21 protein-coding genes are annotated in these 26,291 nt (G+C 69.7%); 16 read left to right on the top strand and 5 right to left on the bottom strand.

Going from position 1 to position 26,291, the window contains the following annotated elements:
• Nucleotides 1–49: 49 nt before the first annotated feature.
• Nucleotides 50–1,051 carry an NEW3 domain-containing protein gene (locus ACFYPA_RS01265; protein ID WP_359311979.1) on the bottom strand — a complete coding sequence of 334 codons (1,002 nt, stop codon included), beginning with the start codon at nt 1,049–1,051 and terminating at the stop codon, nt 50–52.
• 26 nt (nt 1,052–1,077) lie between these two features.
• Nucleotides 1,078–2,529, bottom strand: a complete 1,452-nt coding sequence (locus tag ACFYPA_RS01260) for a Gfo/Idh/MocA family oxidoreductase (RefSeq protein WP_359079977.1) — start codon at nt 2,527–2,529, stop codon at nt 1,078–1,080.
• Nucleotides 2,530–2,898: 369 nt separating this feature from the next.
• Between ACFYPA_RS01260 and ACFYPA_RS01255 the strand changes: the two genes are divergently transcribed.
• Nucleotides 2,899–3,777 carry a DUF4157 domain-containing protein gene (locus ACFYPA_RS01255; protein ID WP_359079979.1) on the top strand — a complete coding sequence of 293 codons (879 nt, stop codon included), beginning with the start codon at nt 2,899–2,901 and terminating at the stop codon, nt 3,775–3,777.
• Between the two features lie 52 nt (nt 3,778–3,829).
• Here ACFYPA_RS01255 and ACFYPA_RS01250 read toward each other — a convergent pair whose 3' ends face one another.
• Complete coding sequence (locus ACFYPA_RS01250; RefSeq protein ID WP_359079981.1) at nt 3,830–5,188, bottom strand: hypothetical protein; 1,359 nt, start codon at nt 5,186–5,188, stop codon at nt 3,830–3,832.
• A 220-nt stretch (nt 5,189–5,408) separates the two neighbouring features.
• On the opposite strand from ACFYPA_RS01250, the gene ACFYPA_RS01245 reads away from it, so the two are divergent.
• From ACFYPA_RS01245 to ACFYPA_RS01220, 6 genes are all read left to right on the top strand, one after another.
• A complete protein-coding gene (locus tag ACFYPA_RS01245) occupies nt 5,409–6,035 on the top strand; it encodes a response regulator transcription factor (RefSeq protein WP_359080480.1) in 627 nt (208 codons plus the stop codon).
• Between the two features lie 208 nt (nt 6,036–6,243).
• A complete protein-coding gene (locus ACFYPA_RS01240) occupies nt 6,244–8,310 on the top strand; it encodes a VWA domain-containing protein (protein WP_359351869.1) in 2,067 nt (688 codons plus the stop codon).
• 16 nt (nt 8,311–8,326) lie between these two features.
• The gene (locus ACFYPA_RS01235; RefSeq protein WP_359311991.1) at nt 8,327–9,088 is read left to right on the top strand and encodes a DUF4255 domain-containing protein; all 762 of its coding nucleotides are present in this window, start codon (nt 8,327–8,329) and stop codon (nt 9,086–9,088) included.
• Nucleotides 9,085–11,148, top strand: a complete 2,064-nt coding sequence (locus ACFYPA_RS01230; protein WP_359311994.1) for an ATP-binding protein — start codon at nt 9,085–9,087, stop codon at nt 11,146–11,148. Before ACFYPA_RS01235 ends, ACFYPA_RS01230 begins: the two co-directional genes overlap by 4 nt.
• Nucleotides 11,149–11,279: 131 nt before the next feature.
• Nucleotides 11,280–12,074 (top strand): alpha/beta fold hydrolase, encoded by a 795-nt coding sequence (locus ACFYPA_RS01225; RefSeq protein ID WP_389128637.1) that lies wholly within the window; start codon nt 11,280–11,282, stop codon nt 12,072–12,074.
• Nucleotides 12,071–13,330, top strand: coding sequence for a cytochrome P450 (locus ACFYPA_RS01220; protein ID WP_389128634.1), 1,260 nt, complete (start codon nt 12,071–12,073; stop codon nt 13,328–13,330). The genes ACFYPA_RS01225 and ACFYPA_RS01220 overlap by 4 nt, the downstream gene beginning before the upstream one ends.
• Before the next feature lie 90 nt (nt 13,331–13,420).
• On the opposite strand, the gene ACFYPA_RS01215 is transcribed toward ACFYPA_RS01220, so the two are convergent.
• A complete protein-coding gene (locus ACFYPA_RS01215; RefSeq protein WP_389128631.1) occupies nt 13,421–14,086 on the bottom strand; it encodes a hypothetical protein in 666 nt (221 codons plus the stop codon).
• On the bottom strand, nt 14,083–18,096 hold the full coding sequence (locus tag ACFYPA_RS01210) for an HPC2 multi-domain protein (protein ID WP_389128628.1): 4,014 nt from the start codon (nt 18,094–18,096) through the stop codon (nt 14,083–14,085). The genes ACFYPA_RS01215 and ACFYPA_RS01210 overlap by 4 nt, the downstream gene beginning before the upstream one ends.
• Nucleotides 18,097–18,370: 274 nt before the next feature.
• Between ACFYPA_RS01210 and ACFYPA_RS01205 the strand changes: the two genes are divergently transcribed.
• From ACFYPA_RS01205 to ACFYPA_RS01165, 9 genes are all read left to right on the top strand, one after another.
• Nucleotides 18,371–19,897, top strand: coding sequence for a phage tail sheath subtilisin-like domain-containing protein (locus tag ACFYPA_RS01205; protein WP_359312014.1), 1,527 nt, complete (start codon nt 18,371–18,373; stop codon nt 19,895–19,897).
• Nucleotides 19,898–19,969: 72 nt separating this feature from the next.
• Nucleotides 19,970–20,413 (top strand): phage tail protein, encoded by a 444-nt coding sequence (locus ACFYPA_RS01200; RefSeq protein ID WP_148016754.1) that lies wholly within the window; start codon nt 19,970–19,972, stop codon nt 20,411–20,413.
• A complete protein-coding gene (locus tag ACFYPA_RS01195; RefSeq protein WP_359080006.1) occupies nt 20,413–20,856 on the top strand; it encodes a hypothetical protein in 444 nt (147 codons plus the stop codon). The genes ACFYPA_RS01200 and ACFYPA_RS01195 overlap by 1 nt, the downstream gene beginning before the upstream one ends.
• Complete coding sequence (locus tag ACFYPA_RS01190) at nt 20,853–20,996, top strand: DUF6760 family protein (protein ID WP_359080482.1); 144 nt, start codon at nt 20,853–20,855, stop codon at nt 20,994–20,996. Before ACFYPA_RS01195 ends, ACFYPA_RS01190 begins: the two co-directional genes overlap by 4 nt.
• Nucleotides 20,997–21,159: 163 nt before the next feature.
• Entirely contained in the window at nt 21,160–22,749 is a 1,590-nt protein-coding gene (locus ACFYPA_RS01185; protein ID WP_389128625.1) for a hypothetical protein, read from the top strand.
• A gap of 43 nt (nt 22,750–22,792) precedes the next feature.
• A complete protein-coding gene (locus ACFYPA_RS01180; RefSeq protein ID WP_148016756.1) occupies nt 22,793–23,230 on the top strand; it encodes a phage tail protein in 438 nt (145 codons plus the stop codon).
• 5 nt (nt 23,231–23,235) lie between these two features.
• The gene (locus ACFYPA_RS01175; protein ID WP_359080010.1) at nt 23,236–24,036 is read left to right on the top strand and encodes a peptidase M23; all 801 of its coding nucleotides are present in this window, start codon (nt 23,236–23,238) and stop codon (nt 24,034–24,036) included.
• On the top strand, nt 24,033–25,940 hold the full coding sequence (locus tag ACFYPA_RS01170; protein WP_389128622.1) for a VgrG-related protein: 1,908 nt from the start codon (nt 24,033–24,035) through the stop codon (nt 25,938–25,940). Before ACFYPA_RS01175 ends, ACFYPA_RS01170 begins: the two co-directional genes overlap by 4 nt.
• A gap of 61 nt (nt 25,941–26,001) precedes the next feature.
• Nucleotides 26,002–26,289, top strand: a complete 288-nt coding sequence (locus ACFYPA_RS01165; RefSeq protein ID WP_359080014.1) for a PAAR domain-containing protein — start codon at nt 26,002–26,004, stop codon at nt 26,287–26,289.
• Nucleotides 26,290–26,291: the final 2 nt, after the last annotated feature.

Here is a 26,291-nt window from a genome sequence, read left to right as displayed (position 1 = left end):
GGCAGGCGCTGAGCGCCGCCCGGGGCCCCGGCCCGTTCGTGGAGGACGCTCAGGAAGCGATCGCCATGTCGAAGAGGTGGACGTTCCCGTTCGCCGGCAGCACCACGAAGTCCACCGTCCTGGACGGGTCCAGTGCGATGGAGTGGGCGAACACGCTGTACTTCACGGTCTCGTTGCCGTACCCGTCGGGCCGGTTGCGGCCGTCCGTCGACTTCACCGGAGTCGCGCCGTGGGCGTCGAGCGCGTCGAACGACCAGTTGGGGAAGCCGAACGACCCCGTGGTCGAGGTGCCGTCGGTGTAGAAGACGGTGGCCGTGCCCGTGGCGCCGCTGCCGACCCCGGAGCCGAGGAACACCAGCTCGGAGCCCTGGCCGGCCAGCGACACGGCCTGCCCCGCGCTCGCCACGTTGTCCTTGGTACCGGCCGGCACGTCCGGCCACGTGAGGGTGGCGCCCAGCGCGTCGACCTTCGCTCCGGGTGTCAGGCCGACCGCGGCGAGCTTCTGCGCCGAGAAGCTGTTGCCCTCGCCGTCGTAGTTCCCCGGCGTCGTGGCGGACTCGTCGGTGATCGCCACCCCGTTGTACGCCGCCGCGAGGTTCGCCTGCGGTGAGCCGGAGCGGTCGGTCCGGGTGCCGGTGGCCGTGTTGAGGCCGTCGCCTCCCTGGTACGTCGCCGTCGCGGTGAACGTACGGATCACGAAACCGGACCGCTTCTCCGGCACCTGGATGCGGAACGTCACGGAGGCCGAGGCGCCCGTCGCGAAGGACCCGGACACGCTCTGCACGGAGGGCTGGACCGCCCATCCGACGGGGCCGGCGAACGCCACCTTGAGTGAACGCAGGCGCTGCGGTGCGGAGTTCTTGACGGTGACCTTCACCGTGGAGATGACCGGTCCGTCGAGGTCCACGGGAGAGACGGTCACCTCGGTCAGCGACGTGGCGGCCGCGGCCGGCGGGGCGGGCGCCGCCGATGCGCCCTGCGCGGGAACGAGCAGGACCGCTGCCGCCACGGCGGCGGCTCTGAGCGGGTTGATCAGTCGGGCCGTTCTCATGGCGTGCTCCTTGCGGTGGGAGGTCGTCAGGCGACGGGGGGCATCTCGGTGGTGCGCGAGTCGAGTCCCATGCGCAGGTTGACCCAGGAGCCGCGGGTGAAGTCGGGGATCTCCACCGGACGCCCCTTGGCGGCGAGGGACATGACGCTCAGCGGCACCGGCGCGCACCACGAGGCGGAGTCGTACACGTCGATGTCGGGCACCAGCCCCGCCCGCATCAGCTGGACCGTCCGCCACTGCAGGACGTAGTCCATGCCACCGTGACCGCCGTTGTTCTCGGCGTCGTCACCGATCGTCTTCCACAGCCAGTGGTCGAACTCCTTGCGGTACGTCTCGAAGTCGCGCCAGGTGTCGCCGCTGTGGTCCGGCTCGAAGTAGACACGCGCGTCGGTGGAAGAGGTGCCCGCGTAGTCCTCGAAGATGCCGCGGCTGCCGACGAGCGAGTTGATCCGGCTGTACGGGCGAGGCGCGCTCACCGCGTGCTCGGCCCGGATCGTCCGGCCGTTCGCCGTCCGGATCTGGCAGGTGACCAGGTCGCCGTTGATGTACGTCTCGTTCCAGGACGGATGCGACTTCGGCATGAAGCGCTCGCGGTAGTCGGCGAGTCCCCTGGGCGCCGTCGCGGTCGCCGTCAGCGTGGTCATCCGGTCGCCGCGGTTGATGTCCATGGCGGCGGCGATGGGGGCCAGACCGTGCATGGCGTAGAAGGACGCGGTGGAGCGGGTGTGCCACTGCCGACGCCAGGTGTCGGTGTAGTAGGTGTCGGAGAACAACAGGGAGCGCAGGTCGTGGAGGTAGCCGCCGTGACCGTTGGTGAGGTCGCCGAACACGCCCTCGTGGGCCATCTTGAGCATGGCCAGCTCGTTGCGGCCGTAGCTGCAGTTCTCGGACAGCATCAGGTTCTTGCGGGTGCGCTCCGAGGTGTCCACGAGGTCCCAGAGCTCGTCGAGCTCCGTCGCGACGGGAAGCTCGACGACCACGTGCTTGCCGGCCAGGAGTGATGCCTTGCCCTGCTCGTAATGGAACTCCCAGGGCGTCGCTATGTAGACGAGGTCGATGTCATCGCGCTCGAGCATCTTGGCGTAGCTGTCGGCGGAGCCTCCGAACTCCGCCGGACGCGGCCTGCCGGCCGCCTCCAGCCCGTCGGCGGTGCGCTTGGCACGGTCCGCGCGGATGTCGCAGACCGCGGTCACGACGCAGCCGGGGACGGCGGCCCAGCCCGGGGTCATGCCGGAGCCCCGGTTGCCGAGCCCGATCACCGCGACCCGGACCGTCGCGTGGGGCTCGAAGGCGACGTTGACCATGGACTTCTGGCCCGCCCGCCGACGGGGAACGGCTGTTGCGGTGAGTACGGAAGCCGCGGCGGAACCCGGGGCCGCCGAGGCGGGTGCGGCCGCCCCGAGCCCGACGGCGAGCGCCCCCGTGGCCAGCGATCCTCCCAGAACCGAACGGCGTGAGACTGCAGGGATTTCAGGCATGCGACAACGCTCCTCGCTACGCGACCGGCATCACTGGCGGGGACGACTCTCGCGGGAATGGCAGTGGCATGTCAAGAGTTGTTCGTCATCGCCGACTTTCGAGCATTAGCGAGCAAGTGATCGTGGTGGAGCCGGGGCCGGGAATCCGAACTGCCCGGAAGTCGACAGTGGTTCGTCGCAATCAGGGCTCGCGCAGGGGTTCGTTCGTACCGTCCGACTGCCTCAAGAGGCAGCGCCGGATGCCCCGGGCCCGTCGGGGGCGGGCTGGACGGGGCAGGGAAACCGGCGCGAAGGTGGGGGCCCGGTAGGGGCGGACCACCGCGGTTGCGCGCGGTGCGGCCCCATTGCGGTGCGGTCAGGGAGACGACGATGAACGCACAGGACCACGACCATGAGCACGAACACGATCCCGAACGGGACCACCACACTCCGCCGGGGGAGAGCGAACACGGCCCCCACCGGCCGCACGGGGGGCACGCGCACGGCGAGGCTTCCGTCGCCCAGAGGGTGCCGGAGACCCATGAGACCGGAGCGGACACGCACCACCTCTTCCGGGCGGCGGCCACCGGCCGGGCGGATGTGGTGGGGACAGCCGGCATGGGTGTACTCCAGCGGAGTGTCGGCAATGCCGCGCTCGGCCCGATGATCCAGAGGTCCAGGGCCAGCACGGCGGAGCGGACCGAGGACGAGCAGCGGTCGCCCGTCCACGACGTCGTCTCCTCCGGCACGGGCTCGCCCCTGGACACCGAGACCCGCACGGATCTCGAGAGCCGTATGGGAGCCGACTTCTCCGACGTGCGCATCCACAACGACTCCTCCGCGCACGAGTCGGCCAAGGGTGTCGGCGCGCACGCCTATACCGTGGGCAACAACGTGGTCTTCCAGCGCGACGCGTACGACCCGTCGTCACCGCAGGGCCGCACGACGCTGGCGCACGAGCTGACGCACGTGATCCAGCAGCGCAGCGGGCCGGTGGACGGCACGGAGGCTCCCGGTGGCATCCGGGTCAGCGACCCGTCGGACCGCTTCGAGCGGGAGGCCGTGGCGAACGCGGACCGGGTGCTGTCGGACCCGGAGCCGGCGCCTGCGCCGGCCTCGTCCCCGTCTGTCACCGCCCCGGCCGCGCCCGCGGTGCAGCGGGCGGCCACGGAGGACGAGGACGAGCAGCCGGCCGATGTGCAGGGCTCGTTCGTGCAACGGGCCGAGGAGAAGAACCCGGAGGAGGACGAAGAGGCCCCGCCGGCCTGAGGTGCCGGCTTACGGGCGCGTGCCGGACTGGCACGCGCCCGGCCCTGACTGGTCAGTCCGTGGAGTCGGGACGCATCGTGCCGCCGAGGAACAGCGACTCCGAGCATCGCGAAGGCGTGCGCGCGCCGACCGGCTTGCCGATCTTCCGGCAGTCGATCGTCATGGTGACCCTGCCGCCCGCCGGGACGAGGATCGGCGTCACGAAGTGGTAGTCGGAGTCACGGAAGTTCTCCAGCCCGAGGCTCAGCACACTCCTGTTCGCGCCCGCCGAGATGACGACGGTTCCGGCGTCACCCTGCGGGTTCTGCACCACGATGTCGGTCAGCTGGAAGGTGTGGCCCTTCGGCACCGTGAGGGCGGTCCCCGTATTCGTTCCGCCTCCCACCGAGTCCCTGACCCGGACCTGCGCACTCGTCGGAGTGGCCGCCGCGTCGCCCGCCCCGGCTCCCGGGCTCGCACTCGCCTCGGGCTCCGCCGCCGCGGAAGGGCTCGGCGTCGGCTTCGACGCGCCGGCGCCGGCGTCCGCCCCGGCGGTGTCTCCGGTCCCGGCGGTGGCGCCCGCCGTAGCGCCCCGGTCCGGTGCGCTGCTCCTGTCGGCGGCGGCCGCGGAGCGTACCGCCTCGGGCGTGATCGCCTCCCGCGCCGCGGACTTCACGGCTGGACGCAGCAACGCGTACCAGACCCCGGCCAGGGCGATCAGCAGCACGGCGGCCGTGATCAGTGCCCGGGGCAGCCAGCGCGGCAGGAGGGGTTCCTGCTGGTAGGAACCATCGACGAGGACCGGTGCCACCGGTTCCCCGCCCTCGGCCACCTGGGTGGCGGCGAAGACCTGGAAGGGGTGCGTCACCGGCGTACCGCGCCACATCCGCTTCGCGGGCCGGACCCGCAGGCTCCCGAACTCCGCTTGGCCGGGCGCGACCCGGAGCTCGGTCACCGCGAAGGCGACACGTGCGAGCTCGCTTCCCGGCTGGGCGCCCAGCCGGACCGTGACCGGTGTGTTGCCCCGGTTGTCCACGGCCAGCTGGTGCCGTCCACGCAGGGGGCCGTGCGAGCTGCGCGGGACCAGCTCCGCCGTCGTCGCGGTGAACGGCAGCACGGTCACCCGCCCCTCCGGCACCACCGTTCCGTCCTGCTCACCGGTGGGCACCACCCGGACCCCGAACGGCGTCTCACCCGCCGGAACAGTCGCATCGCGCGGCGGGCGCAGCATGAGCGAAACGGTCCGGGAGTCACCGGGGTACAGCGAGAGGACCGGCGGTTCCACCGACGACCAGGCGGCGCACGCACCGACCACCTCGAAGCGGTACTCCTCGACGGTCGCGCCGGAGTTGCGGACCTGGAGCGGGACAGCCGTCTCCTCGCCCGGTGCGGCGCTGACGGACGTTGCGTCGAGACTTGCCGTGAGACTCATAGGGCGGACCGTAGAGTCGTCGCGGAGGGCGGACATCGGCCTCGAAGGAACACTTTCGGGCAGATCCGCTGCCCCTGACACCCTTTTAGTTTCCTTGTCGGTAAACAAGGGAATCTTCCGTCCGCCTCATAACCAATGAGGCGGACGAGCACGGCTGCGAGGCGTGTGTCTGTAGTGGCCTTCCAGCTGTTGCCCAGGGGGGAGCATCGGCATGGAACGGATGGAACGTACGACGGTCGCGTTACGGGCCCAGGACCCGATTTCGCAGGCGGGGGTGTCCAGCCAGTTACGGGCCCGCCCCGAAGTGAACGTCGTGGAGTGGGGCGAGGACGAGACGGCGCCCGAGGTCGTCGTCATGGTGGTGGACACGGTCGACGAGGACGTGCTGAGGACGCTGCGCCGCATTCAGCGCACCAGCGAGTCCCGCGCCGTGCTGGTCACCACGGAGATCGACGAGCAGAAGCTGGTGAGCGCGGCGGAGTGCGGCGTCGTCGGTGTGATCAGGCGCGCGCAGTCGACGCCGGAACACCTGGTGCAGGTCATAGAGACGGTGGCGCGCGGCGAGGGGCACCTCCCCTCCGATCTGCTCGGCAGGCTCCTCGCGGAGGTGGGCCGGCTCCAGGGGCAGGTGCTCGGGCCGCGCGGGCTGCACTTCACCGGACTCGCGGCCCGCGAGGTGGACGTGCTGAGGCTGGTGGCGGAGGGGTACGACACGGCGGACATCGCCACGAAACTGGCCTACTCCGAACGTACGATCAAGAACGTGCTCCACTCGGTGATGACCCGGCTGCAACTGCGCAACCGCTCTCACGCGGTGGCGTACGCGATGCGGCAGGGCCTGATCTGATAACTCGCTCGGCCATCGCACGGTCTCGGGGCGCACCTTCCCGGCGGCGGCCGGGTGTGCTGTGGTGCGGGGTTGCCCCAAAGGGCAGTTCCGCCTTCCCGGGGAAGTGACTCGTCTCCCGCTGCGGCGGTTCCGTGCCCGCGCGATCGTGTGGGCGCTGTTCTTTCGGTGGGAGTTCCGGGTGCGGGGGAGAGAGTCGGTGCGGTGGATGCGGTCGGCGAAACGGTCACGTGGACTCACGGGTGCGCGCCGTTCGGCGGCGCTCGTCCTGCTGTTGCTGGCCGCCGGTCTCGGCCCTGCCTCGGCAGGGGCGGGCACGGCCACGGCCGTCCCCGTGCCCCCGGACCCGTGGGTCACTCCGGCGAGCCTGCACGAGGCGCTCGACCCGGGCGGGTCGACAGGGGTGGACAAGGCGGTGCGTACACCGGCCATTCCGCCGAAGCCGGATGTGGTGCTGCTGGTGGACGGGACAGGCAGCATGGGTGTCCCCATCGACGATGTGAAGACCGGCCTGAAGGACATCACCGCCACGGTCCGCGCGGAGCAACCGGACTCCTGGTTCGCCGTGGCTACCTACGGCGACGAGAAGGACGACCCCACGGCGGAGTTCAAGGTACTCCAGGGACTGACGGACGATCTGGACGCGGTGCAGAAGCAGGGCGTCAACGAACTGGACACCTCACGCGGGTTCAAGAGCAGTGGACCGTCGGAGGACTGGATCTACGCCCTGTGGAAGTTGGCCGACGGTGCGAATGGGGAGACGGTGTTCCGGGAGGGCTCCAGCCCGGTCATCGTCCTCGTCGGAGACGCGTCGAGTCACAACCCCAGTAACGGGATCTCGTACGAGGAAGCGGTCTTCGCGCTCCAGGACAAGGGCGTGCGGATCATCGCCGTCGACGTGACGACCGAGAACGGCGACGGTCTCAACGGCTTCGGCTACAAGAGCCCCACTTACGAGGACCCGTATCACGAGCCGGACCAGGCCAAACGGATGGTCGCAGCCACCAATGGCCGCATGCTGAACGGCATTCCCGGCAACGGAGTGACGGACGCGATCGTTGAGGGCTTGAAGAACCTCCCCACCTCCGTCGGATACCGCCTCGACAACTGCGACCCCCACCTCACCGTCTCCCTCGACCCACCCACCCGTCAGCTGACCAGCGGCGAGACCGCTCACTTCGCGGAGAACATCGACGTTTCCGCCGACGCCCCGCAGGGCACCACGCTCACCTGCACGGTGCAGTTCCTGCTCGGCACCCAGGTGCCGGGGACGGACACGATAGGGCCCGCCGCAGCAGCCGACCCCGACTTCCAGCAGCAGATCACCGTCGACGTGAACGACATCGAAGCCCCCGTCGTCACCGTCGACGACCGCATCGCCAGGCCGGACAACGACGACGGCGCGCGGATCAGGTACACGGCGACGGCGATCGACGCGGAGGACGGCTCACTGCCCGTGACCTGCACCCCCGCGACCGGTTCCTTCTTCCCCGTCGGAACGACCACGGTCACCTGCTCGGCCACGGACGCGGCGGGCAACACCGGAACGGACACCGCGCACTTCGAAGTACTGGCGCCACCGCCGCCGTCCGGACCCCCGGCACCACCGGGCCCGATGCCACCCCTGTCGGAGGTCGCGGTCAAGGTCGACGTCAGCCCGGACCGTACGTACGTCACCCGCCCGGCTCACGCGCGTATCACCGTCACCAACGCGGGCCCGGACACCGCCAGGGATGTCGTCATCGGTACGTCCTGGCCGGCCCCGTCCTCGTCGAAGGACCGCAGCCTGCAACCTCTCACCCGCTGCACGGCGGCCAAGCCGTGCACCATACCGCCAGGCGGTCGGATCGAGGTGACACAGACGGCGACGTACCGCGCTGCCATCACCGGAGACGTACACGCCACGGCGCGCGGCACGGTCCCGGACCGCAGCACGGCCGACAACCAGGACAGGGACCGGCTGCGCGTGCTGAAACCCTCCCTCACCGTCACCCCGCAGGTCGCCAAGCCGGGGCAGCCCGTACTGGCCCGCGGCAAGGACTACCCGCCCGGCGAAACCGTGACCCTCACCTGGAACGTCGGGCTCACGGCGGACCGGTCGGGCGTGCGGGTGGGCCGCGACGGCACGTTCGAGGTACAGATGCTGGTCCTGCGCAAGGACACCCTCGGCCCCCGCGTGCTGCGCGCCGGCATTCGCGGCCTTCCCCGGCTCCAGAAACCGGTCCTGGTGGTCCAACGCAATCTGCAGCCACCTGACTTCAAGGGCCGGACGTGAGAGGGGCGACCAGCGGATGATCCATGAGGTGGACGACGTACTGCGCTCCCTGATCCGGGCGGAGGTGCTCGAGGGCGGCCAGATCGCGGTGGTCTTCGACGCCCCGACCCGGGAATGGGCGGCCAAGGTGAACGCCCCGATGGTCAACCTCTACCTCTACGACATCCGGGAGGACATGCGGCGCCGGGAGCGCGGACTGCACAATCAGTACGACGAGCGTGGCACCGTCGTCGCGCGACGCCGCCCGCCCCGCTACTTCAAGCTGTCGTACCTGATCACCGCCTGGACGAAGCGCCCGGAGGACGAACACCGGCTGCTGTCGTCCCTGCTCGCCTGCCTGCTGGCGTACGAGGCACTGCCTCAGGAACGACTGGCCGGGACACTCGCCGAGATCGGGGCCGCCGTTCCGATGTCGATCGCTCTCCCACCGCCGGAGGACCGCTCGTTCGCCGACGTGTGGAGTGCGCTGGGCGGTGAGCTGAAGCCCTCGCTGGACCTGGTGGTCAGCGTCCCCGTGACCGCCTCGCCGACGTACACGGCGGGACCGCCGGTCGGCGAGGAAGGGCTGCGGGCGCACTTCGCAGACGTACCGCCCCCCGCCGAACCGCAGCGCGATCCGATGCCGGGACGCGGCGGCCTGCCGGTGTACGGCAGCCGCCCGGGGCGCCCCGCGCCCGAGAGAGTTCCCGGCTCCGACGAGCCCCGCCGGGGCCTCGCCCTCCGCATCACCGAGAACCGGCGCCCCCCGGACGGCCGTACGGAGGACAGCACCGCATGACACCCCCGGGCCACCCTGACGACGACCCGAACCTGCGCCACCTGCTCGCCCGTGCGATCGGCGTCGAGCAGCGCGTCCGCCACGCGGTCGAGGTGCGGCAGCGCACGGATCCGGACCCGGAGAACGAGTTCCGGGGGCTGTACCTCGCGGACGAGAACATCGCGCGGCTGCTGGACGAGGACGGGGCGCGGGGCTTTCCCGCACCGGTGCCCGGGGAAGGTGACCCGGTGGAGGTCCCCGCATCCCGACTCACCGCCCTCCAGGCCGACTTCGGACTCACCGCGCTCGACATCGAGATCCTGCTCATCGCGCTCGTCCCGGATCTGGACGACCGGTTCGAGGCGTTCTACGGCTACCTCAACGACGACGTGACCCGCCGCCGCCCGTCCGTCGGCCTGGCGCTCGGCCTCTGCGGGCTGTCACCGGCCGACGCGGTGGCACGGGGCCGGCTGGCCGCGCGCGCCCCGCTCCGTCACACGGGCCTGCTCCTGGCCGAGGACCTCGACCGCCCCTTCCTGAGCCGAGCGCTGCGCGTCCCGGACCGCGTCACCGCCCACCTCCTGGGCGACGACACCGGCGACCCACGCCTCGCCGACCTGCTGGCACCCTGGCACGCGGTGGCGGGCGTCGGTGACCCCGAGCCGCTGGGACGAGTCCTCGCCGGCGGGCTACAACTGGCCTACCTGAGCGAGGACCAGGGCGGGGCGGGCACGGCCCTCGCCGCATCGGCGCTCACCCGGGCCGGCCGCACGGTCCTGGGGCTGGACCTGGCCCGCCTGGCGGAGGACCCGGCGCCGGCCGATGCCGTACGTTCCCTGGTCCGCGAGGCCCGGCTGACACACGCGGGCCTGGTCTGCGCCCCGCTGGACGCGCTGTCCCGCGAACACCCGCACCTGCTGAGGCTGCTCACGGCCACTCCCGTACCGACGGTCATGGTGGGCAGAGTGCCGTGGGACGCGTCCTGGTCGACGACCCCGCCCCTGCTCCTGCACGCCCCGCGGGTGGAGCCTTCGGCGCGCGGCGCGCTGTGGAGCGACGCGTACGAGCACACGACCTCGGCCCCCCTCCCTGCCACGATCGACCCGGACCACCTGCTCGCCCCCTTCCTCCTCACCCCGGAACAGGTCACCGGCGCGGCCCGCAGTGCGGCCCAGACGGCGCAGCTCGACGGCGGAACCCTCACCCCCGCCCACGTACGCCAGGGAGCGCGTGCCCAGAACGCGGCCGGTCTGGACCGCCTGGCCCGGCGCATCGAGCCCGCGGTGACATGGCACGACCTGGTCCTGCCACCCGACGCCCACGCCCAGCTCCGCGAACTCACCGCCCGGGCCCGCCACCGCGACCGGGTCCTGGGGGAGTGGGGCATGCGCCCGGGAGGAGGCCGGGGCCGGGGCGTGTCGGCCCTCTTCGCGGGCGACTCCGGCACCGGCAAGACGATGTCGGCGGAAGTGATCGCGGCGGACCTCGGTCTGGACCTCTACACGGTCGACCTGGCCACGGTCATCGACAAGTACGTGGGCGAGACCGAGAAGAACCTGGAGCGCATCTTCACCGAAGCGGCGGGCGTGAACGGCGTCCTGCTCTTCGACGAGGCGGACGCGATCTTCGGCAAGCGCTCGGACGTGAAGGACGCGCACGACCGCTACGCGAACGTCGAGAGCGCGTACCTCCTCCAACGCATGGAGTCCTTCGACGGCCTGGCCATCCTCGCCACCAACCTCCGCGCCAACCTGGACGACGCCTTCACCCGCCGCCTGGACCTGGTCATCGACTTCCCCGTGCCGGACCCGGAGCAGCGCCTGCTGCTCTGGGAACGCTGCCTGGGCCCGCTGCTCCCACGCGGCACGGACCTCGACCTCGCCTTCTGCGCCGAGAACTTCGAGCTGGCGGGCGGCAACATCCGCTCGATCGCGGTGACGGCGGCGTACCTGGCGGCGGACACGGGGGGCGCGGTGACGATGACCACCCTCATCCACGCGATCCAGCGCGAGTACCAGAAGCTGGGACGACTGACGCTGGCTTCGGAGTTCGGGCCGTACCTGGGACTGGTCCAGGGGTGAGTGGCCTGCCCCCCGGCCGACTGCGCGAGGCCCCGTGTGTGCTCTTGCGCGGACCGACGGTTGGCGCCACCGTGGGGGGCGGGCTGCTGACCTGACCGCCAGATCACCGCCGTACCGTGACAGGAGCCAGCGTGACCGCATTGTCCGTACTGCCTCATACCCTGCACGGCGACGGCCCCCACAAGGTGATCGCGGTACACGGCTGGCTCGCCGACCGTTCCGCATACGGCCCGGTGCTGCGCGACCTCGACGCCGAATCGTTCCAGTACGCGGTGGTAGACCTGCGGGGATACGGCGAGGCGAGGGACGCGGACGGCGCGTACACCACGGCCGAGGGCGCCGCGGACGTGCTCGCGCTGGCCGACCGGCTCGGCTGGGACCGGTTCTCCCTGATCGGCCACTCGATGGGCGGCTCCGTCATCCAGCGGACGCTGGCCGCCGCGCCGCAGCGGGTGCGCAGAATCGTCGGTGTGTCGCCGGTCCCCGCATCCGGCCTGCCGCTGCCGCCCGAGCAGTGGGAGCTGTTCGCCGGGGCTGCGCAGAACCCGGACAACCGCCGGGTCATCCACGACATCACGACCGGCGGCCGGCGCCCCGCGGCCTGGCTGGACCGCATGGTGCGCCGCTCGGTCGAGTGCAGCGACGCGAAGGCCTTCCGCGCCTGGCTCGATTCCTGGGCGGGCGAGGACTTCCACGACCGGATCGAGGGTTCGCCGGTGCCGGCCCTGGCGGTCGTGGGGGCGCTGGACCCGGCGCTCTCCGCCGACCTACAACGGGCCACCTGGATGCGCTGGTTCCCGCGCGCAGAACTGGTGGAGCTGCCCTCGTGCGGCCACTACGCCATGGATGAGGCCCCGCTCGATCTGATCCGGGTGGTGGAGGACTTCCTGCGGGCGGACGTGGAGGGCGACGAGGCGAAAGCGTGAGCGTGGTGCCGGATGTGTTCGACCCCAGGCAGTACGGGCGGGGCCTCCCGCACGACAGCTACCGCTTCCTGCGCGACCACCACCCGGTGGCCTGGCAGGAGGAGCCGGAGGTGCTGGGCTGGCCGGCGGGCCCCGGTTTCTGGGCGGTCACCCGGCACGAGGACGTGGCCCGGGTCCTGAAGGACTCGTCCACGTACTCCTCGTACCTCGGAGCCACCCAGATCCGCGACCCGGACCCCGCCGACCTGCCGTTCATCCGCCGCATGATGCTCAATCAGGACCCGCCGCACCACCGACGGCTGCGTACGCTGGTCAGCCGCGCGTTCACCCCGAAACGGATGGACCGCTTCGAGACGGTCGTACGGGGGCGGGCCCGCGCCCTGCTCACCCGTGCCGTCACCGAGGCGCGGGCAGGCGACGGCACCTGCGATCTGGTCACCCAGGTCACCGACGACTACGCCGTGCTCAACCTCGCCGATCTGCTGGGCGTACCGGACACCGACCGTGCACTCCTGCTGCACTGGACCCGACGCGTCATCGGTTACCAGGACCCCGACGAGGCCGGTACGCCGGCCCTCGGCCCGGACGGCAAGCCGGTCAACCCGCGCTCCCCGGCGTCGCTGCGCGACATGTTCGACTACGCACATGACTTGGCGGCCCACAAGCGCGAACGCCCCGCCGACGACGTGATGACGGCCCTCGCCACCGACCCCGAACTGACAGCGCCGGAACTGGAGATGTTCTTCTTCCTGCTGGTGGTGGCGGGCAACGACACGGTACGCAGCGCGGCCCCCGGCGGCCTGCACCTGCTGGCCCAGCACCCCGATGCGTACGACCGCCTGCGCAACGGTGAGGTGGGGTTCACCACCGCAGTGGACGAACTGCTCCGCCGCCACCCACCGGTCCTGGCCTTCCGCCGCACGGCGACCGAGAACACGGACCTGGCCGGCACGCGCATCCGTACGGGCGACAAGGTGGTCGTCTTCCACGCCTCGGCCAACCACGACGAACGCGTCTTCCCCGACCCGTTCACCCTGGACCTCACCCGCTCCCCGAACCCGCATGTCTCGTTCGGGGACGGCCCTCATGTCTGCCTGGGCGCGCACTTCGCGCGGTTGCAGTTGCGTGCGTTGTACGAGGAGGCGTGCCGCGTACTCCCACCAGGCCCGTTCCGTCCCTCGGCCCCGCCACGTCGACTGGTGTCGAACTTCATCAACGGACTGAAGTCGCTGCCGGTGCGGGTGGCCGATGAGTGACGTCGGATGCCTCCCCGGCCCCCCACCGGACGCGCGTCCGTGTCGCACGTCCGCCGCCGGGACTCTCTGCGTGCGTGGTGTGATCGACGCTCAGGGATTTGCCAACGTAGGTACAAGGTCCTTGCGTTCGAAGATGCCAGCCAGAGCCTCGTGATCGTCTGTCACCATCCGGCTCAGTTCATCAGGGCCGATCTTGATGTGGTCCGCCTCAGGCATGTCGGTCAGACTCAGGCCTGGCCGGGACAGGCGGTGGCTGTCGCCCATCTGGTAGTAGGAGTAGGGAAACCCGATGCTCCGCATGCGGAGCATCAGATCGCGCTCCTGAATTGCGGGGACCACCAAATTTACACCCCGCCGCCTAAGTTCCGGGAGGGCGTCTCGATACGTCGCGTCCGAGAGAGGGTTACCCCGGACATCCAAACTCTGCAGTTGAGGGCATCCCAGCAGCGGAGAAAGGTCCTCGATGAAGTTCCGTGGAAGATCCACGGTGTGCAGTCCCTGTGCCACTTCGATTCCATCGACTGTGCGAACGTCGCTGTCGGAGACGCCGAGTTGAACCAGACTGCGATGCGTGTCAAGCGGAGGAAGCATGGATGTGCTGCACCCGACCAGAATGAGAAATCTGAGCGCCCGGCACTCCTCCAGGCCGTTGTATGTGCGTGCATGTCTCACTTTCAGGTAAGAAATGTCGGTGACTCCGAGCGTTTCAAGTGAAATAGCTCGTGCGATCTGTGGGTCGGGGGTCTCGCTCATCATCCCTCCCGTTCCGTCTTCTCTATTTTGGTCTTGACGGTTATGAACGAATCACGTATTTCATTGAAGGCTTGCTCCTGTCGGTCGGCGAGATCGCCGAGTTCCAGTTCCCGTAAATCCCCTCGTCCGGCTCGAAATCGGGCTCCGAGTTGTTGATCCCTGGAGAGGCCGGTGATGTTTCCGGACCACAGTAGTCGGACGTTGCCTGGTAAAGCGTTCTTGTCTTTGTCGAGGATACCTATGAGGATCGCGACGAAATCGGAAGCTTTCCCGCTTTTGTGTTCATCGTACAGTTTTCGCAAGTTGTCATGAAAGGCGACGGTCCCGTCCGTGAATGCGGCCTTACCCTTTTCATCGTAGAACGTGCCCACGTGCGCGCCGGGCGAAAGGCGACCCTGTCCATCGACTATGCGCCAGATCACGCGATTCGTACTCGATCGAAGCGCATGATGCAGTGCAAGCCAGGCAAGTGCGTCGTTCGTTCCGTCGCGCACGGTGGACTTCATGTGGTGAGTGATGGCACTCTCCAGTACGTCTTTGATCTGGTCGGTCGGAATCCACTCGTGCATACCATCACTTACGCTTCGAAATCTGTTCTTGACAAAGTCTCGACTCGCACTGTCGTTGTCCCAGAGTTCGACAAACGTCTCCCAGTTGACCTTTTCGACGTTCTCGTGCAGAACCATATTGCGAAGAAAGTTGAGAATCTGCGGTTTCTCTTGTTCGTTGATTGCCGCGACCAGATCGGCATCTGCATCCTTCTCCGTGGAAGGGAATGGATCCCAGATCCCGTACGGGGCGTGCGTGCGAGAAGCTGGGTGGAAATCCATCTCCTCAAGCGTAGATAGTAGTTCTGCATCCTCCTTGACTTCAGGCTTTCCGGTCACGGCCTTCAGTTGGGGTAGGGCCCCTTCTGTCCCCCCTGCCAGTCGTAAAAATTCCTGTCGAACTCGACCCTGTGTGCCGAATAGATACTGCCAGAAAACCGAGTCGTAGGAGCTATTCGGCTTGGCCTGGGGATGCTTTTTCCTGAACCCCTTCGCGAGGGAGGCGGCGTCCCCCTTAAGGGATTCAATGGCCGTTTCCTCGGTCCCGTTCAGAATGGTGGAACTCCAGAGCTTCCCTGACCCCAGGCTTGGCTTATCAATCAAGCGGGACCAGGCTGGATGAACGAAGTTTGAGATGAATATGTGACCCACCTCGGGAATTGCCTGAGTGATGTCTTCGGGAAGCGGCTCTCTCTTCGTCTCATCCTCGGATTGGTCGGCGACCGGTGCCGACGTTCCCTGCTGATCTGTGGGGTTAACCTCGCCGCGTACCGCCCAATACTGTCCGGTCGGCACGGGCGACAGGCTCTTGAGCCCGTACCTGCGTCGGATAACTGCAAGAACTGAGTTCAGTGCAGCACGCCCGACGGGGCGATCCTTGAACTTTCCCAGAGCCGTTACAGCAGCGCGCATCGCCTTGTCGAGCCGCTGTTGCTTGCCCGCTGGGGAGTCGTCACCTCCGTGCCTCTTGTTCTTGAGCTTCGACCACAGGTCCTTTCCCTTCTTCGCGATGAAGCCCACGATCTTGTCGATCGCCCGGTTCACCGGCCGCGCCACCGCATGGAAAACGCTCTTGACCTTGTTGGCCAGGCTGCCGATGCCCAGCAGCGACGCCAGGAACCCGATCAGGAGTGGCACACTCGCCGCCAACGCGACCTCGACCATCTTCGGGACGCCTGCCTGACCGCCGTTGGCTATCGCCACCACCGCGTCCAGTACCGAGTTGACGAACTCCACGATCTGGGCGCCCTGGGTCACCACGAACGTGACGATGTCGATGATTCCCTTGACCGCGCGGATGAACGCCGACGCCGGGTTGAGCAGGGAGAGGATCCAGGTGATGCCCGCGATGATCACCGTCGGGATCAGGTAGCTCGTCAGTTTCTGCAGGATGGTGGCCTTGAGGTCACCGGCCTCTGCCTGGATTTCCTTGGCCGCGCCGGCCGGGCCCTCACGGGCGATGTTCTTCGCGACCGGGACCGACGTTTCGACCGCCGCCATCGCCTCGTCCGGGACACCCTTGCGGGTGACGCGGGCCTTGATGTTGTCCCAGGTGAGGCCCAGCAGTGAGCCGATGAGCTGGATGATGCCCTTCATGTCGAACTTCTGGGGGAGTTCGAGGCCCGCCTTGACGGCCGTGCCGAGCAGCCAGGAGACGACGCCTGTTTTGAGGTGCTCGGCTATGTTCGTGATGAAGAGGTTCAGACCCGCGCCCACCGCGCGCACCAGGTTCCCCAGGAAGCCGATGGGGTCCTTGATGATCTTCATGATCGCGCCGGCGGCCTTGGCGAGGATGCCGAGGAGGAGGTTCTTCAGTTCGTTGATCGTCTTGATGACGCCGACAATCGCGTCCTTCGCCTTGGCGATCAGGCCCTTGTTGGCTTCCTGGAGCTTCTTGATCTCCTCGTCGATCTTGTTCAGGGCTGCCGTGTACTTCGACGCCAGGTCCTGGACCAGTTGTTCCGACTTCTCGTTGACCGTGGCTTCCAGATCGTCGAACTTGCCCGCGAAGTCCTTCGCCGCCTCCTCGCCGAACTGCTTCAGGTCCGCGGGGAGTCTGTCGACCTCCGTCTTGAGTTCCTTGCGGCCCTTGGCGATGCGGGCCTTCGCCTTGCCGAGTTCCGCGCCGATGAGGTCGGCGACCGACGAGATCACTGTCTGCATCTGGGAGACGTAGAGCTTGCGGGCCTCCTGGTAGAGGTCGTTCGCCGCCTTCGGGAGGCCGGCGAACTTGTCCTTCACCCAGCGGGCCTTCCCGGTGAAGCCCGAGTAGCGCTTGCCCTTGTACTTCTTCATCCGGCGCTTGTGGTCCGCCGTGAACGCGTCCCGGGCCGACTTCTCGCCCGCCGTGAACGCCGTGTCGACCTTCTTGTCCAGGTCGGAGAGCGTCGTCTCGACGTCCTTCTTCGTGCCGTCGTAGACCTTCTGGAGCTTGGCCGTTACCTCGGCGCGCTTCTTCTCGTCCTTCGACTTCGTTTCACCCTTGCCGCCGTCCACCTTCTGGCCCGCCTGCGTGCGGGTCGCTGTGAGGGCGGTCATGGCGGCGGCGCCGGAGGCTGCCGCGCCCGCCTTGGCTGTGGTGAGTTGTCGGCTCTCGGCGGACCTGCCCTTCTCGGGGGCCTTCTCGGAGTCCGTTTCGGCTGTCTTCTTCGCCGACAGTGCCTCGTTGAAGTCCGGCTCGTTGCTCTTGGCCAGTTGCTCCTCGGTGACCTCGGCGTCCGCCATCTCCTTGTCGTTGGCGGCCGGTCCCTCGGAGAAGTCCGTGACGGCAGGCGGCTGCTTCGCCGGGATCGCGTCCGCTGCCGAAGGGGCGCCCGGGTTGCCGGGTGGCTGGTCCGGGGTGAGGGGGGTGACCGGCTTGTCCTTGGCGGCCGAGGTGTCCGGCGGGGCCTTAGTGGCCGTGTCGATGTCCTTGGCCGACGACTCCTTGCCGTCCGAGACCTTGCCGTCGACCTCCGCCTTGACCTTCTCCGCCCTGCCGGACTTGGAGAACTTGTCGGCCTCGTCGAGGTTCTTCGGCGCCTGCGCGTCGATCGCCTTGTTCACCGCGTCGACGAACGCCCTCTTGTCGAACTCGCCGGGCTTCGCCGCGTTCATCTTTTCGGCGTTGGCCGCTTTGCCCTGAGCTTCCTTGTCGTCAGGGGGTGCGACCGCCGCGTCCTGGGACGCCTTGGACTCCGCGGCGGCGGGAGGGTGGACAGCGATCCGGGTCTTCTTCGCCGCCACGGTCGCCTTCATGTCGCGGAAGGCGGGAGCCTGGGCGGGCGACGGCTTGACCGGGGCCGTGTAGCGCTGGGCCACCAGGCGGGAGACCGCCGCGTTGCCGGCCGCCCGTTGCAGGCGTTGGATGCTTCGGCGGTCCGGGGCCGGAGCGGAGGGAACGGGTGCGGGTGCGGCCTCGTCCGTGCGGGGGGTGGCGTCGGTGCGGGTCGGCGCGGTGGGAGCCTTCTCCGGAACCGCCTTCATCCGCCCCTCCCACCAGCCATGCATCCGCCCGGACGTGGTGTGTCAGGCTGCCGCGCGCGGTACGGGCGGGTGGAGCGTGAGCAGGACGTGGCAGGGGCACGTTCGCGTGGGGCGTGCGGCGCTGTCGGATTGCCTCTTCGGGCAGCCGCCGGTGCACGGCGGGGCGGCCGAGTATCCGTTCCCGGTGATCGCGCCAGTGGCGAGAATTGCCCGCGTTCCCCGGCCTGGAACGGGGCGAGGAGCACGTCGAGGAGCGCGTCAAGGAGAGGCTCATATGCCGTCGTACCTGTCCCCGGGCGTCTACGTCGAAGAGGTCGAGTCCGGGTCCCGGCCGATCGAAGGGGTGGGCACCTCGGTTGCCGCCTTCGTCGGCTTCGCCCAGCAGGGCCCGTTCGACGAGCCGACACTCATCACGAACTGGAGCCAGTTCGTCAGCACCTTCGGCGACTTCGTCGACGGTACGTACCTGGCGTCCTCGGTCTACGGCTTCTTCGCCAACGGGGGCGGCATCTGCTACGTCGTGCGCATCGCCGAGGGAGCGGATGCCGAGGCCGGGGACCTGGCCGCCGGGGCCGAGGTCCAGATCGGGCCGTACGCCGTCAAGCCCCGGGCGGGCGTCGTCGGAGAGATCAGCGTCGAGATCGCGGCGGCCGAGGGCGACGACCCGCCCTCCGACGTGTTCCAGCTGATCGTGAAGCGGGACGGGCAGGTCGCGGAGACGTACCCCTCCGTCACCACCAAGCGCAGCAAGGAGAACGTCGCCACCCGGGTCAACGCGAAGTCCGAGCTGATCGAGATACGGGAGACGGGGCGCGGCGCCGCTCCGGCCAAACCCGATGTCCAGTCGGTCGCGCTCGCTCCCGCCGCACCCGTCGCAGGCGGCGCCGGTGCGCTCGCACCGGAGGTGTACGTCGGTGACGCCGACCGGCGCACGGGGCTCGCCGGTCTCGAAGCCGTGGACGAGGTCACGATGATCGCCGTGCCCGATCTGATGGGCGCGTACCAACGCGGTCTGCTCGACCTGGAGTCGGTCATCGCCGTCCAGCAAGGGCTCATCAGTCATTGCGAGTTGATGGGCGACCGCGTCGCCGTCCTCGACCCGCCGCCGGGCCTCTCGCCGCAGCAGATCAGGGGCTGGCGCATGGACCGCGCCAACTTCGACTCCAAGTACGCCACTCTCTACTACCCCTGGATCAGCGTCGCGGATCCGGCCTCCGGCCGCGCCACCCTCGTCCCGCCGAGCGGGCACGTCGCGGGGATCTGGGCGCGCAATGACGACACGCGCGGGGTGCACAAGGCGCCGGCCAACGAGGTGGTGCGCGGGGCCGTGGCGCTCCAGACGCAGCTCACCAAGAGCGAGCACGATCTGCTCAATCCCATCGGGCTGAACTGCATCCGCTCCTTCCCCGGGCGCGGCATCCGGGTCTGGGGCGCGCGGACGCTCGCGTCGGATCCGGCCTGGCGTTACCTGAACGTCCGGCGGCTCTTCAACTACCTGGAGGAGTCGATCCTCGCCGGCACGCAGTGGGTCGTCTTCGAGCCGAACGACGACGCGCTGTGGGCGCGTATCCGGCGTACGGTCTCGGCTTTCTTGGTGAACGAGTGGCGCAAGGGTTCGCTGTTCGGGCTCACACCGGACGAGGCGTTCTACGTGAAGTGCGACCGCGAGACCAACCCTCCCGAGAGCGTCGACGCGGGACAGGTCATCTGCGAGATCGGCGTCGCGCCCGTCAAGCCCGCGGAGTTCGTCGTGTTCCGGCTCTCCCAGCTGACCGGCGGCACCGGAGGTGTCGACGAGTGACCGGGGCGCAGGCAGTGCCGGTACTCCGATCAGTGACCCGCCCGTCCTCGAACCTGGCGTAAGGAGCCTGTTGTGCCGCTTCCCGATCTTGACAGTTCCGTCGGGCATTCCTTCGGCCTGGAGTTCGACAGCGTCATCATCAAGCAGATCACCGAGGTCAGTGGTCTGAAGATGGAGCAGGACGTCATCGAGCTGAAGCAGAACACCGCCGACGGCAAGTACGCCATCAAGAAGCTGCCCGGCCGGCCGAAGGCCGGCGAGGTCACCGTCACGCGCGGCCTCACGGAGGACAACAGCTTCGAACGCTGGATCAAGGACTCCCGCTTCGGCCGCATGATGAGCGCCCGGCGCAACGGAGCGGTCATCGTCTACGACTACGAGGGCCTGCCCATCAAGCGGTACAAGCTGATCAACGCCTGGCCGAAGTCCCTGGAGATCGGCACGCTCAAGGCCGGCGACACCTCGGTCCTGACGGAGAAGCTGTCGATCACGTACGAGAGCATGGAGCTCGACTGATGCGGCGTTCGGTCCAGTTCCAGCCTCCACAGGGGGAGCTGGGGGAGCGGGAAGGCTCAGGCCGGCCCGAGCCGTTGCGTACGGAGTTCGCGTTCGACCTGCCGCGCGGGTACGTCGACGAATCGGGCACCGTACACCGCTCCGGGGTCATGCGGCTCGCGACCGCCCGCGACGAACTCGTGCCGTTGCGCGACGACCGGGTACGGGAGAACTCCGCGTACCTTTCGGTCGTGCTGATCTCCCGGGTGGTGACCCGCATCGGAACGGTCGAGGACATCCACCCGGGAGTCATCGAAGACCTGTTCGCTTCCGACCTGGCGTTCCTCCAGGACTTCTACCGCCGGATCAACGCGGAGGGGCACACCCGCGCCGCCGTCTCGTGTCCGTCCTGCAAGGAGGAGTTCGCGGTGGATCTCGCCGGCGGTCGCCTGGGGGAATCCTGACGTACGCGACCGACCTGCTCTACGAGGAGGTCGCGTACCTCGCCTACCACTTCCACTGGCCACTGGACGACCTGCTCGACCTGGAACATCCGGAACGACTGAAGTTCGTCGCACAGATCGCTCGCCTCAACGGGCAGTAGCGAGGAGCGCGGAGAGGGCGGGAGATCCATGGGGCTGATGTCCTGGCTGCGAGGTGGTCGCTCCACGAGCAGCGCCCCGTCTCCGGTGCCTGCGGCGGCCCCGGGGCCGCGGGACCGAGGCGACCGCGTCGATGTGAGTCGCCTGGAACCCGTCCAACGATCTGTGACCGGGCAGGACCTCGTCATCGACCCCGGTGGTTTCCAGGCCGGGCTGACCACACGGCAGGAGACGGCACTCGGTACGCCGCTGGGGCATCTGGTCAGCCCGGACGCCCCCGCCGGGCTGGTGCACGGCGTCGCGCTCGCAGCGCCGGGCAGCCCCGCCCCCGCGGTCCAGCGAGCCGTCGACATGCCGCTGCGCCCCCGGAGCGGGACCGCCCCGGCGGCTGTTCAGCGTGCGTACGGGGGTGGCGCACCGGCCCTCACGTCGGCAGGGGGATCGCCGGCCGCGGCCGCGCTGCCCGTACGTCGACTGGTCGGCGAGCAGCCGCTCGTCCAGCGGGTGGAGCCCCCGGAGGAGAGCGGTGCCCGGGCGGGCGCGGATGCGCAGGCGTTGCCGGACGCGGTACAGCGCACAGGCGCGCCACCTCCGCCGCGGCCGGCCCCGCGCACGCCTGGACTCGGGGCGCCGCTGGCCGGCCTGCCGCCGAGCGCTCAGCGGCAGACCACTCAGCGGCAGACCGATCGGTCGCCGGCCGCGCAGCCACCCGCAGCCATGCCCCCGCCGGTGCAGAGAGAAAGCTCCCCCGTGGTGCCGGCGGGCCATCCGCCCGCTCCGTCGGAGGGCGGGACGCCGGTAATTCCTGAGGTCCCGGAGACGTCTGCCGTGTATGAAGGGGCCGAAGTAGCCGAAGCCGCGCAGGTGGAGACCGTGGCCGAGCCCGTCGCCCCGCTGCTCGGTGATGCCCCGTTGGCGGGGACGCAGGCGGAGAGCGTGACCGCGGAATCCAGGGCTTCGACGGCTCAGGAGTCAACCGCCCCCGTGCAGCGCTCGGTGTACGCCCCGGGCCCCACCCCCGTACCGCCGCCAGCCCCCGGCCCCACCGCGCCCCTCCTCGGCGAGCGACCGCTGTCCCTCCGCAACGCCACCGGCCCGGCCGATCCGGGACCTGCGGGCGAGGCGGTCATCCAGCGCACGTCCGGCGGTGGCGACGGGGCTCGGCGGACGCCTCCGCCCGGCGGCCCGTCCAATGCTCCGCCCCACGCGGAGCCCGTACGCTGGATCACCCCCGACCCGGGAATGCCGTCCGGCCTTCCGCCCGCAGCACCGCTCCAGCGCACGGTGCCGCCCGTACAGCGGCAGAGCGGCGGAGCGCCGCCCGTACCCCGCTCCGTGTCCCGCCCCACCGGCCGCGCCGCCTTCCCCACAGCCGGGTCCGTCGCCGTGGCGGCCGGGGTGGCCCAGCGGATGGCCGACGGGAGCGTGGTGTTCGGGGCAGCGCCCCCGCACGGCACGTCACGGCCGGTCATCCAGCGGGACGCGGAGATCGCCGAGGAGCCGCCTCCGCTACCGGAACCCGAACCGCCCCCCGTAACGGAAGGGGAACCGGTACCCGAAGAGGCGGAGGGGCCGGGGTCCGCGCCCGCGGCCCCTGACGCGCAGAACCGTGCGGGATCAATGACGGGGCAGGGGGGCCCGCCCGTGACGGACGAGCTCGTCCGGGCGCTCTACGGACCCCTCAGCCGGCTCCTCAAGGCCGATCTCCGGCTCGAACGCGAACGCGCCGGCTTCCTGATCAACACCCGCCACTGATGCCCCGCCCCGCTCCTGAGTCACCGATCGAGAGGCATGTGCGATGGCCACCTCCCCGGACGACGACCCCGCCGTCAGCGTCTGCTTCGTCGTGACGATCGACGACATCGAGCTCGGCTCGTTCAACACCTGCGACGGGCTGGGCTGCGAAGTCGTACTGGAGACCAGGGAGGAGGGCGGCAACAACGGCCACCTGTGGCAGCTGCCCACCCGGTTGAAGTACTCCAACGTCAAGCTGTCCCGCCCGCTCACCCGGGAGACGGAGAAGGTCGCGCGCTGGTTCGCCACCATGACGACCGGCTTCAGCCGCAAGACGGCGCACATCGAGGCACGGACCGGCGACGGGCGGAAGGTGGCCCAGTGGGGGCTGCTGGAGGTGGTGCCTGTGCGCTGGACCGGCCCCTCGTTCACTCCCGAGTCGCCCAAGGTCGCGATGGAGACGATCGAGATCGCCCACCACGGCTATGTGATGGAGGGCTGAGCGGCGTGAGCGGCGCGGGACCCATCGCCTTCAGTGCCGCCGGTACGTCCGGGGTGGCGTCCGCGGCGAAGGGCGGCTCGGCCAGGCCCAAGCTCGAGCACGCCTACCTGGAGCTGCGGACGCCGCCCACCGGTGGCGGGCTCACGCCCGGTGGCCCGTGCGGGCGGATCGACTTCCAGTTCAATCCCAAGGAGCTGAGCCTGACCAAGGCCGCGTCCTGGAAGCGCACCCCGGCCAAGGGCGCGAAGAGTTCGGGCCCTCCGGAGTACCAGGGCTCGCAGCCCAGCAAGCTCACCGTCGAGATGTTCTTCGACGCCAGCGACACCCAGGACACCCGGGTGGTGACCTCGGTGGAGCAGCTGTTCGCGTGCTGTGTACCGACGAACGAGACCCGGCAGCAGCAGCGCTCGTCACCACCGTGGGTGGTCTTCCACTGGGGCGGGCTCACCGGTTTTCCCGGGTACGTCAGCCAAGTGGCCGCCAAATACACCCTGTTCACGACGTCCGGGGTGCCGATCCGGGCCGTCTGCCAGGTCACGATGGAGGAGATCAGCGGCGAGACGCCCGGCCAGAACCCCACCTCCGGGGCGTTGGCCGCCCGGCGTGTGCACCGGGTGGCGTCAGGGGACTCGCTTCCGTCACTCGCCCACCGGGAGTACGGGGACGCCGGCGCCTGGCGGGTCATCGCCGAGGCGAACCGCATCGACGACCCGCTGCGACTCGCGCCCGGGACGACGCTGCTGCTGCCCGCCCTCGACGAGCTGAGCAGGCTGGACGACGACAGGGAGCGGGGGCCGCGCCGATGAGTCACCAGGGCGTCGCCACCGCGCTGGTGCTGGAGTTCAACGGCACCCCGCTCCCCGCGAAGTTCGTGAACACCCTGGTCGAGGGGTACGTCGACGACAGCCGTACGCTCCCCGACCTGTTCCTGCTGCGGTTCCGGGACCCGGAACGCGTCCTGCTGGCACAGACCGGGCTGAAGATCGGCAGCGAGGCCCGGCTGCTGGCCAGGGCCGGCGGTGACACGGCTCCCGAGCCGCTGCTCGAAGGAGTGGTCACGGCGCTCGAGGTGGAACTCGACGAAACCGGGACGTTCACCGTCGTACGCGGTCTCGACGAGTCGCACCGGCTGCTGCGGGGGCGCAGGGTCGCCAGCTACCAGAACATGACGCTCGCGGACATCTGCGGCCAGGTCGCCCAGCGGGCCGGACTGAAGCCCGGAACGGTGGACGTGGCCGGACCCGTGATCGAGCACATCGCCCAGCCCAACGTCACCGACTGGGAGTTCGTGCGCGGGCTCGCCGAGGAGGCCGGCGCGCAGGCGTACGTACGTGACGGGCAGCTGCACATCACCCGCCCCTCCGAGGCGAGCGGGGCGCCGGACGGATCAGCGCGCGCCGACCGCGACCCGCTCGTCCTCGAACTGGGCGACAACCTGCTGCGCTGCCGCGCCGGGGTCTCGGCAGCCGAGCAGGTGTCCGAGGTGGAGGTGCGCGGCTGGGATGTCGGGGCGAAAGCGCCGGTGGTGGGCAGGGCCCCGGCCGGCACGTCCTCCACGCTGGAACTCGGGGTGACGGCCGGGGAGGTCTCCGCCCCGTTCGGCGAAGCACGGTACGTGGTCACCGACGCCGCGTACGGGGCGCAGGCCGAGGTCGACCGCGCGGCGAAGGCGCTGGCGGAGCGGATCGCCGGGTCGTTCGCGGAGCTGGAAGCGGTGATCCGGGGAAACCCGGCGGTCAGGGCGGGCAGCGCGGTGGCGCTGAACGCGGTCGGCGCCCCCTTCGAGGGCCGGTACACCGTCACGTCCTCGCGGCACGTCTTCGATGCCGTACGCGGGTACGAGACCTGGATCACCGTGTCCGGACAGCAGGAACGGTCGTTGTTCGGGCTCACCGGAGGCGGCGGACAGGGGCCGGTGGGCGCGTCCGGCCGATGCGCCGGGCTGGTCAGCGGGACGGTGACGGACACGCACGATCCGCAGGGGTCGGGCCGGGTGAAGGTCCGGTTCCCCTGGTTGTCGGACGAGTACGCGAGCGACTGGGCGCGTACGGCCCAGTCCGGGGGGACGGGCGGTGGCGAGGCCTTCATCCCGGAGGTCGGGGACGAGGTGCTGGTCGGCTTCGAGCACGGACACCTGGACCGGCCGTACGTGCTGGCCGGGCTGTACAACGGGAAGGACCGGCCGGGGGGAGGCGGCACCACGGCCCCCGCCGGAACTGCGGGCGCCGGCACGCCCGCTGACGGCGGCGACCTCGTCGATCCCACCACGGGAGCGGTGAACCGTCGCGCCTTCGCGTCCAAGAGCGGAAACCAACTGGAACTGCTGGACGCGGCCGACGGCCCCCAGGGGGTCAGGCTCCGCACCGGCGACGGAAAGCTCACGATCGACCTGGACCGGCGGGGCACGGCCGTCGTCATCAACAGCGACGGCAGCGTGACGATCGAGGCCAAGGAGAAGGTCTCCGTCAAGGCGGCCCGGGGCGTCGCGCTGGACGCCGGACGCGGGGCGCTGGAACTCACCGGCGACAGCGTCACGGTGACGTCCCGCAGCGGCGTCGCACTCGACGGCGGGAACGGCAGGGTCGCCCTCTCCACCGGCGGCGCGGTCGAGGTCCAGGGCGGCCAGGTCACGGTCAACGGCACCCAGCGCACGGATGTCCGAAGTGGTGGCTCGGTGGCCGTCAACGCACCGATGATCACGCTCAACTGACATACAGGACAGGCGGGACAGGCAGACAGGCCAGTCCGGCCAGGAGAGGACCGAGGACCGCATGCCGTCAGCAGCATCCGCAGCCGCCCGGGTCACCGACCCCACCGGACATCCCGGCATGGTCGGCCCGCCCGGGGTGCCGTCGGTCCTGATCGGCGGGAAGCCCGCCGCCACGGTGGGCACCGCGCACCAGTGCGCGTCCCCCCTCGCCCACCCGCCGTCCACGATCGCACCACCCGGCAGCTCCACCGTGCGGTTCGGCGGCCGCCCCGCCGCCCGCGTCGGCGACCGGAGCGGCTGCGGATCGCCGATCGTGTCGGGGTGCCACACCGTGCTGATCGGAGGCTGAAG

It is taken from the genome of Streptomyces sp. NPDC005775 (assembly GCF_042871565.1).
Classification (GTDB): domain Bacteria; phylum Actinomycetota; class Actinomycetes; order Streptomycetales; family Streptomycetaceae; genus Streptomyces.
The sequence above is the reverse complement of the archived record's forward strand: the minus strand, read 5'-3'. Positions and strand labels throughout refer to the sequence as shown.

Bases quoted from the DNA above. Each gene is read 5' to 3' on its own strand.
- ACFYPA_RS01265 (WP_359311979.1), bottom strand. From the start codon at position 1,051: ATGAGAACGGCCCGACTGATCAACCCGCTCAGAGCCGCCGCCGTGGCG.
- ACFYPA_RS01260 (WP_359079977.1), bottom strand. From the start codon at position 2,529: ATGCCTGAAATCCCTGCAGTCTCACGCCGTTCGGTTCTGGGAGGATCG.
- ACFYPA_RS01255 (WP_359079979.1), top strand. From the start codon at position 2,899: ATGAACGCACAGGACCACGACCATGAGCACGAACACGATCCCGAACGG.
- ACFYPA_RS01250 (WP_359079981.1), bottom strand. From the start codon at position 5,188: ATGAGTCTCACGGCAAGTCTCGACGCAACGTCCGTCAGCGCCGCACCG.
- ACFYPA_RS01245 (WP_359080480.1), top strand. From the start codon at position 5,409: ATGGAACGTACGACGGTCGCGTTACGGGCCCAGGACCCGATTTCGCAG.
- ACFYPA_RS01240 (WP_359351869.1), top strand. From the start codon at position 6,244: ATGCGGTCGGCGAAACGGTCACGTGGACTCACGGGTGCGCGCCGTTCG.
- ACFYPA_RS01235 (WP_359311991.1), top strand. From the start codon at position 8,327: ATGATCCATGAGGTGGACGACGTACTGCGCTCCCTGATCCGGGCGGAG.
- ACFYPA_RS01230 (WP_359311994.1), top strand. From the start codon at position 9,085: ATGACACCCCCGGGCCACCCTGACGACGACCCGAACCTGCGCCACCTG.
- ACFYPA_RS01215 (WP_389128631.1), bottom strand. From the start codon at position 14,086: ATGATGAGCGAGACCCCCGACCCACAGATCGCACGAGCTATTTCACTT.
- ACFYPA_RS01210 (WP_389128628.1), bottom strand. From the start codon at position 18,096: ATGAAGGCGGTTCCGGAGAAGGCTCCCACCGCGCCGACCCGCACCGAC.
- ACFYPA_RS01205 (WP_359312014.1), top strand. From the start codon at position 18,371: ATGCCGTCGTACCTGTCCCCGGGCGTCTACGTCGAAGAGGTCGAGTCC.
- ACFYPA_RS01195 (WP_359080006.1), top strand. From the start codon at position 20,413: ATGCGGCGTTCGGTCCAGTTCCAGCCTCCACAGGGGGAGCTGGGGGAG.
- ACFYPA_RS01180 (WP_148016756.1), top strand. From the start codon at position 22,793: ATGGCCACCTCCCCGGACGACGACCCCGCCGTCAGCGTCTGCTTCGTC.
- ACFYPA_RS01170 (WP_389128622.1), top strand. From the start codon at position 24,033: ATGAGTCACCAGGGCGTCGCCACCGCGCTGGTGCTGGAGTTCAACGGC.
- ACFYPA_RS01165 (WP_359080014.1), top strand. From the start codon at position 26,002: ATGCCGTCAGCAGCATCCGCAGCCGCCCGGGTCACCGACCCCACCGGA.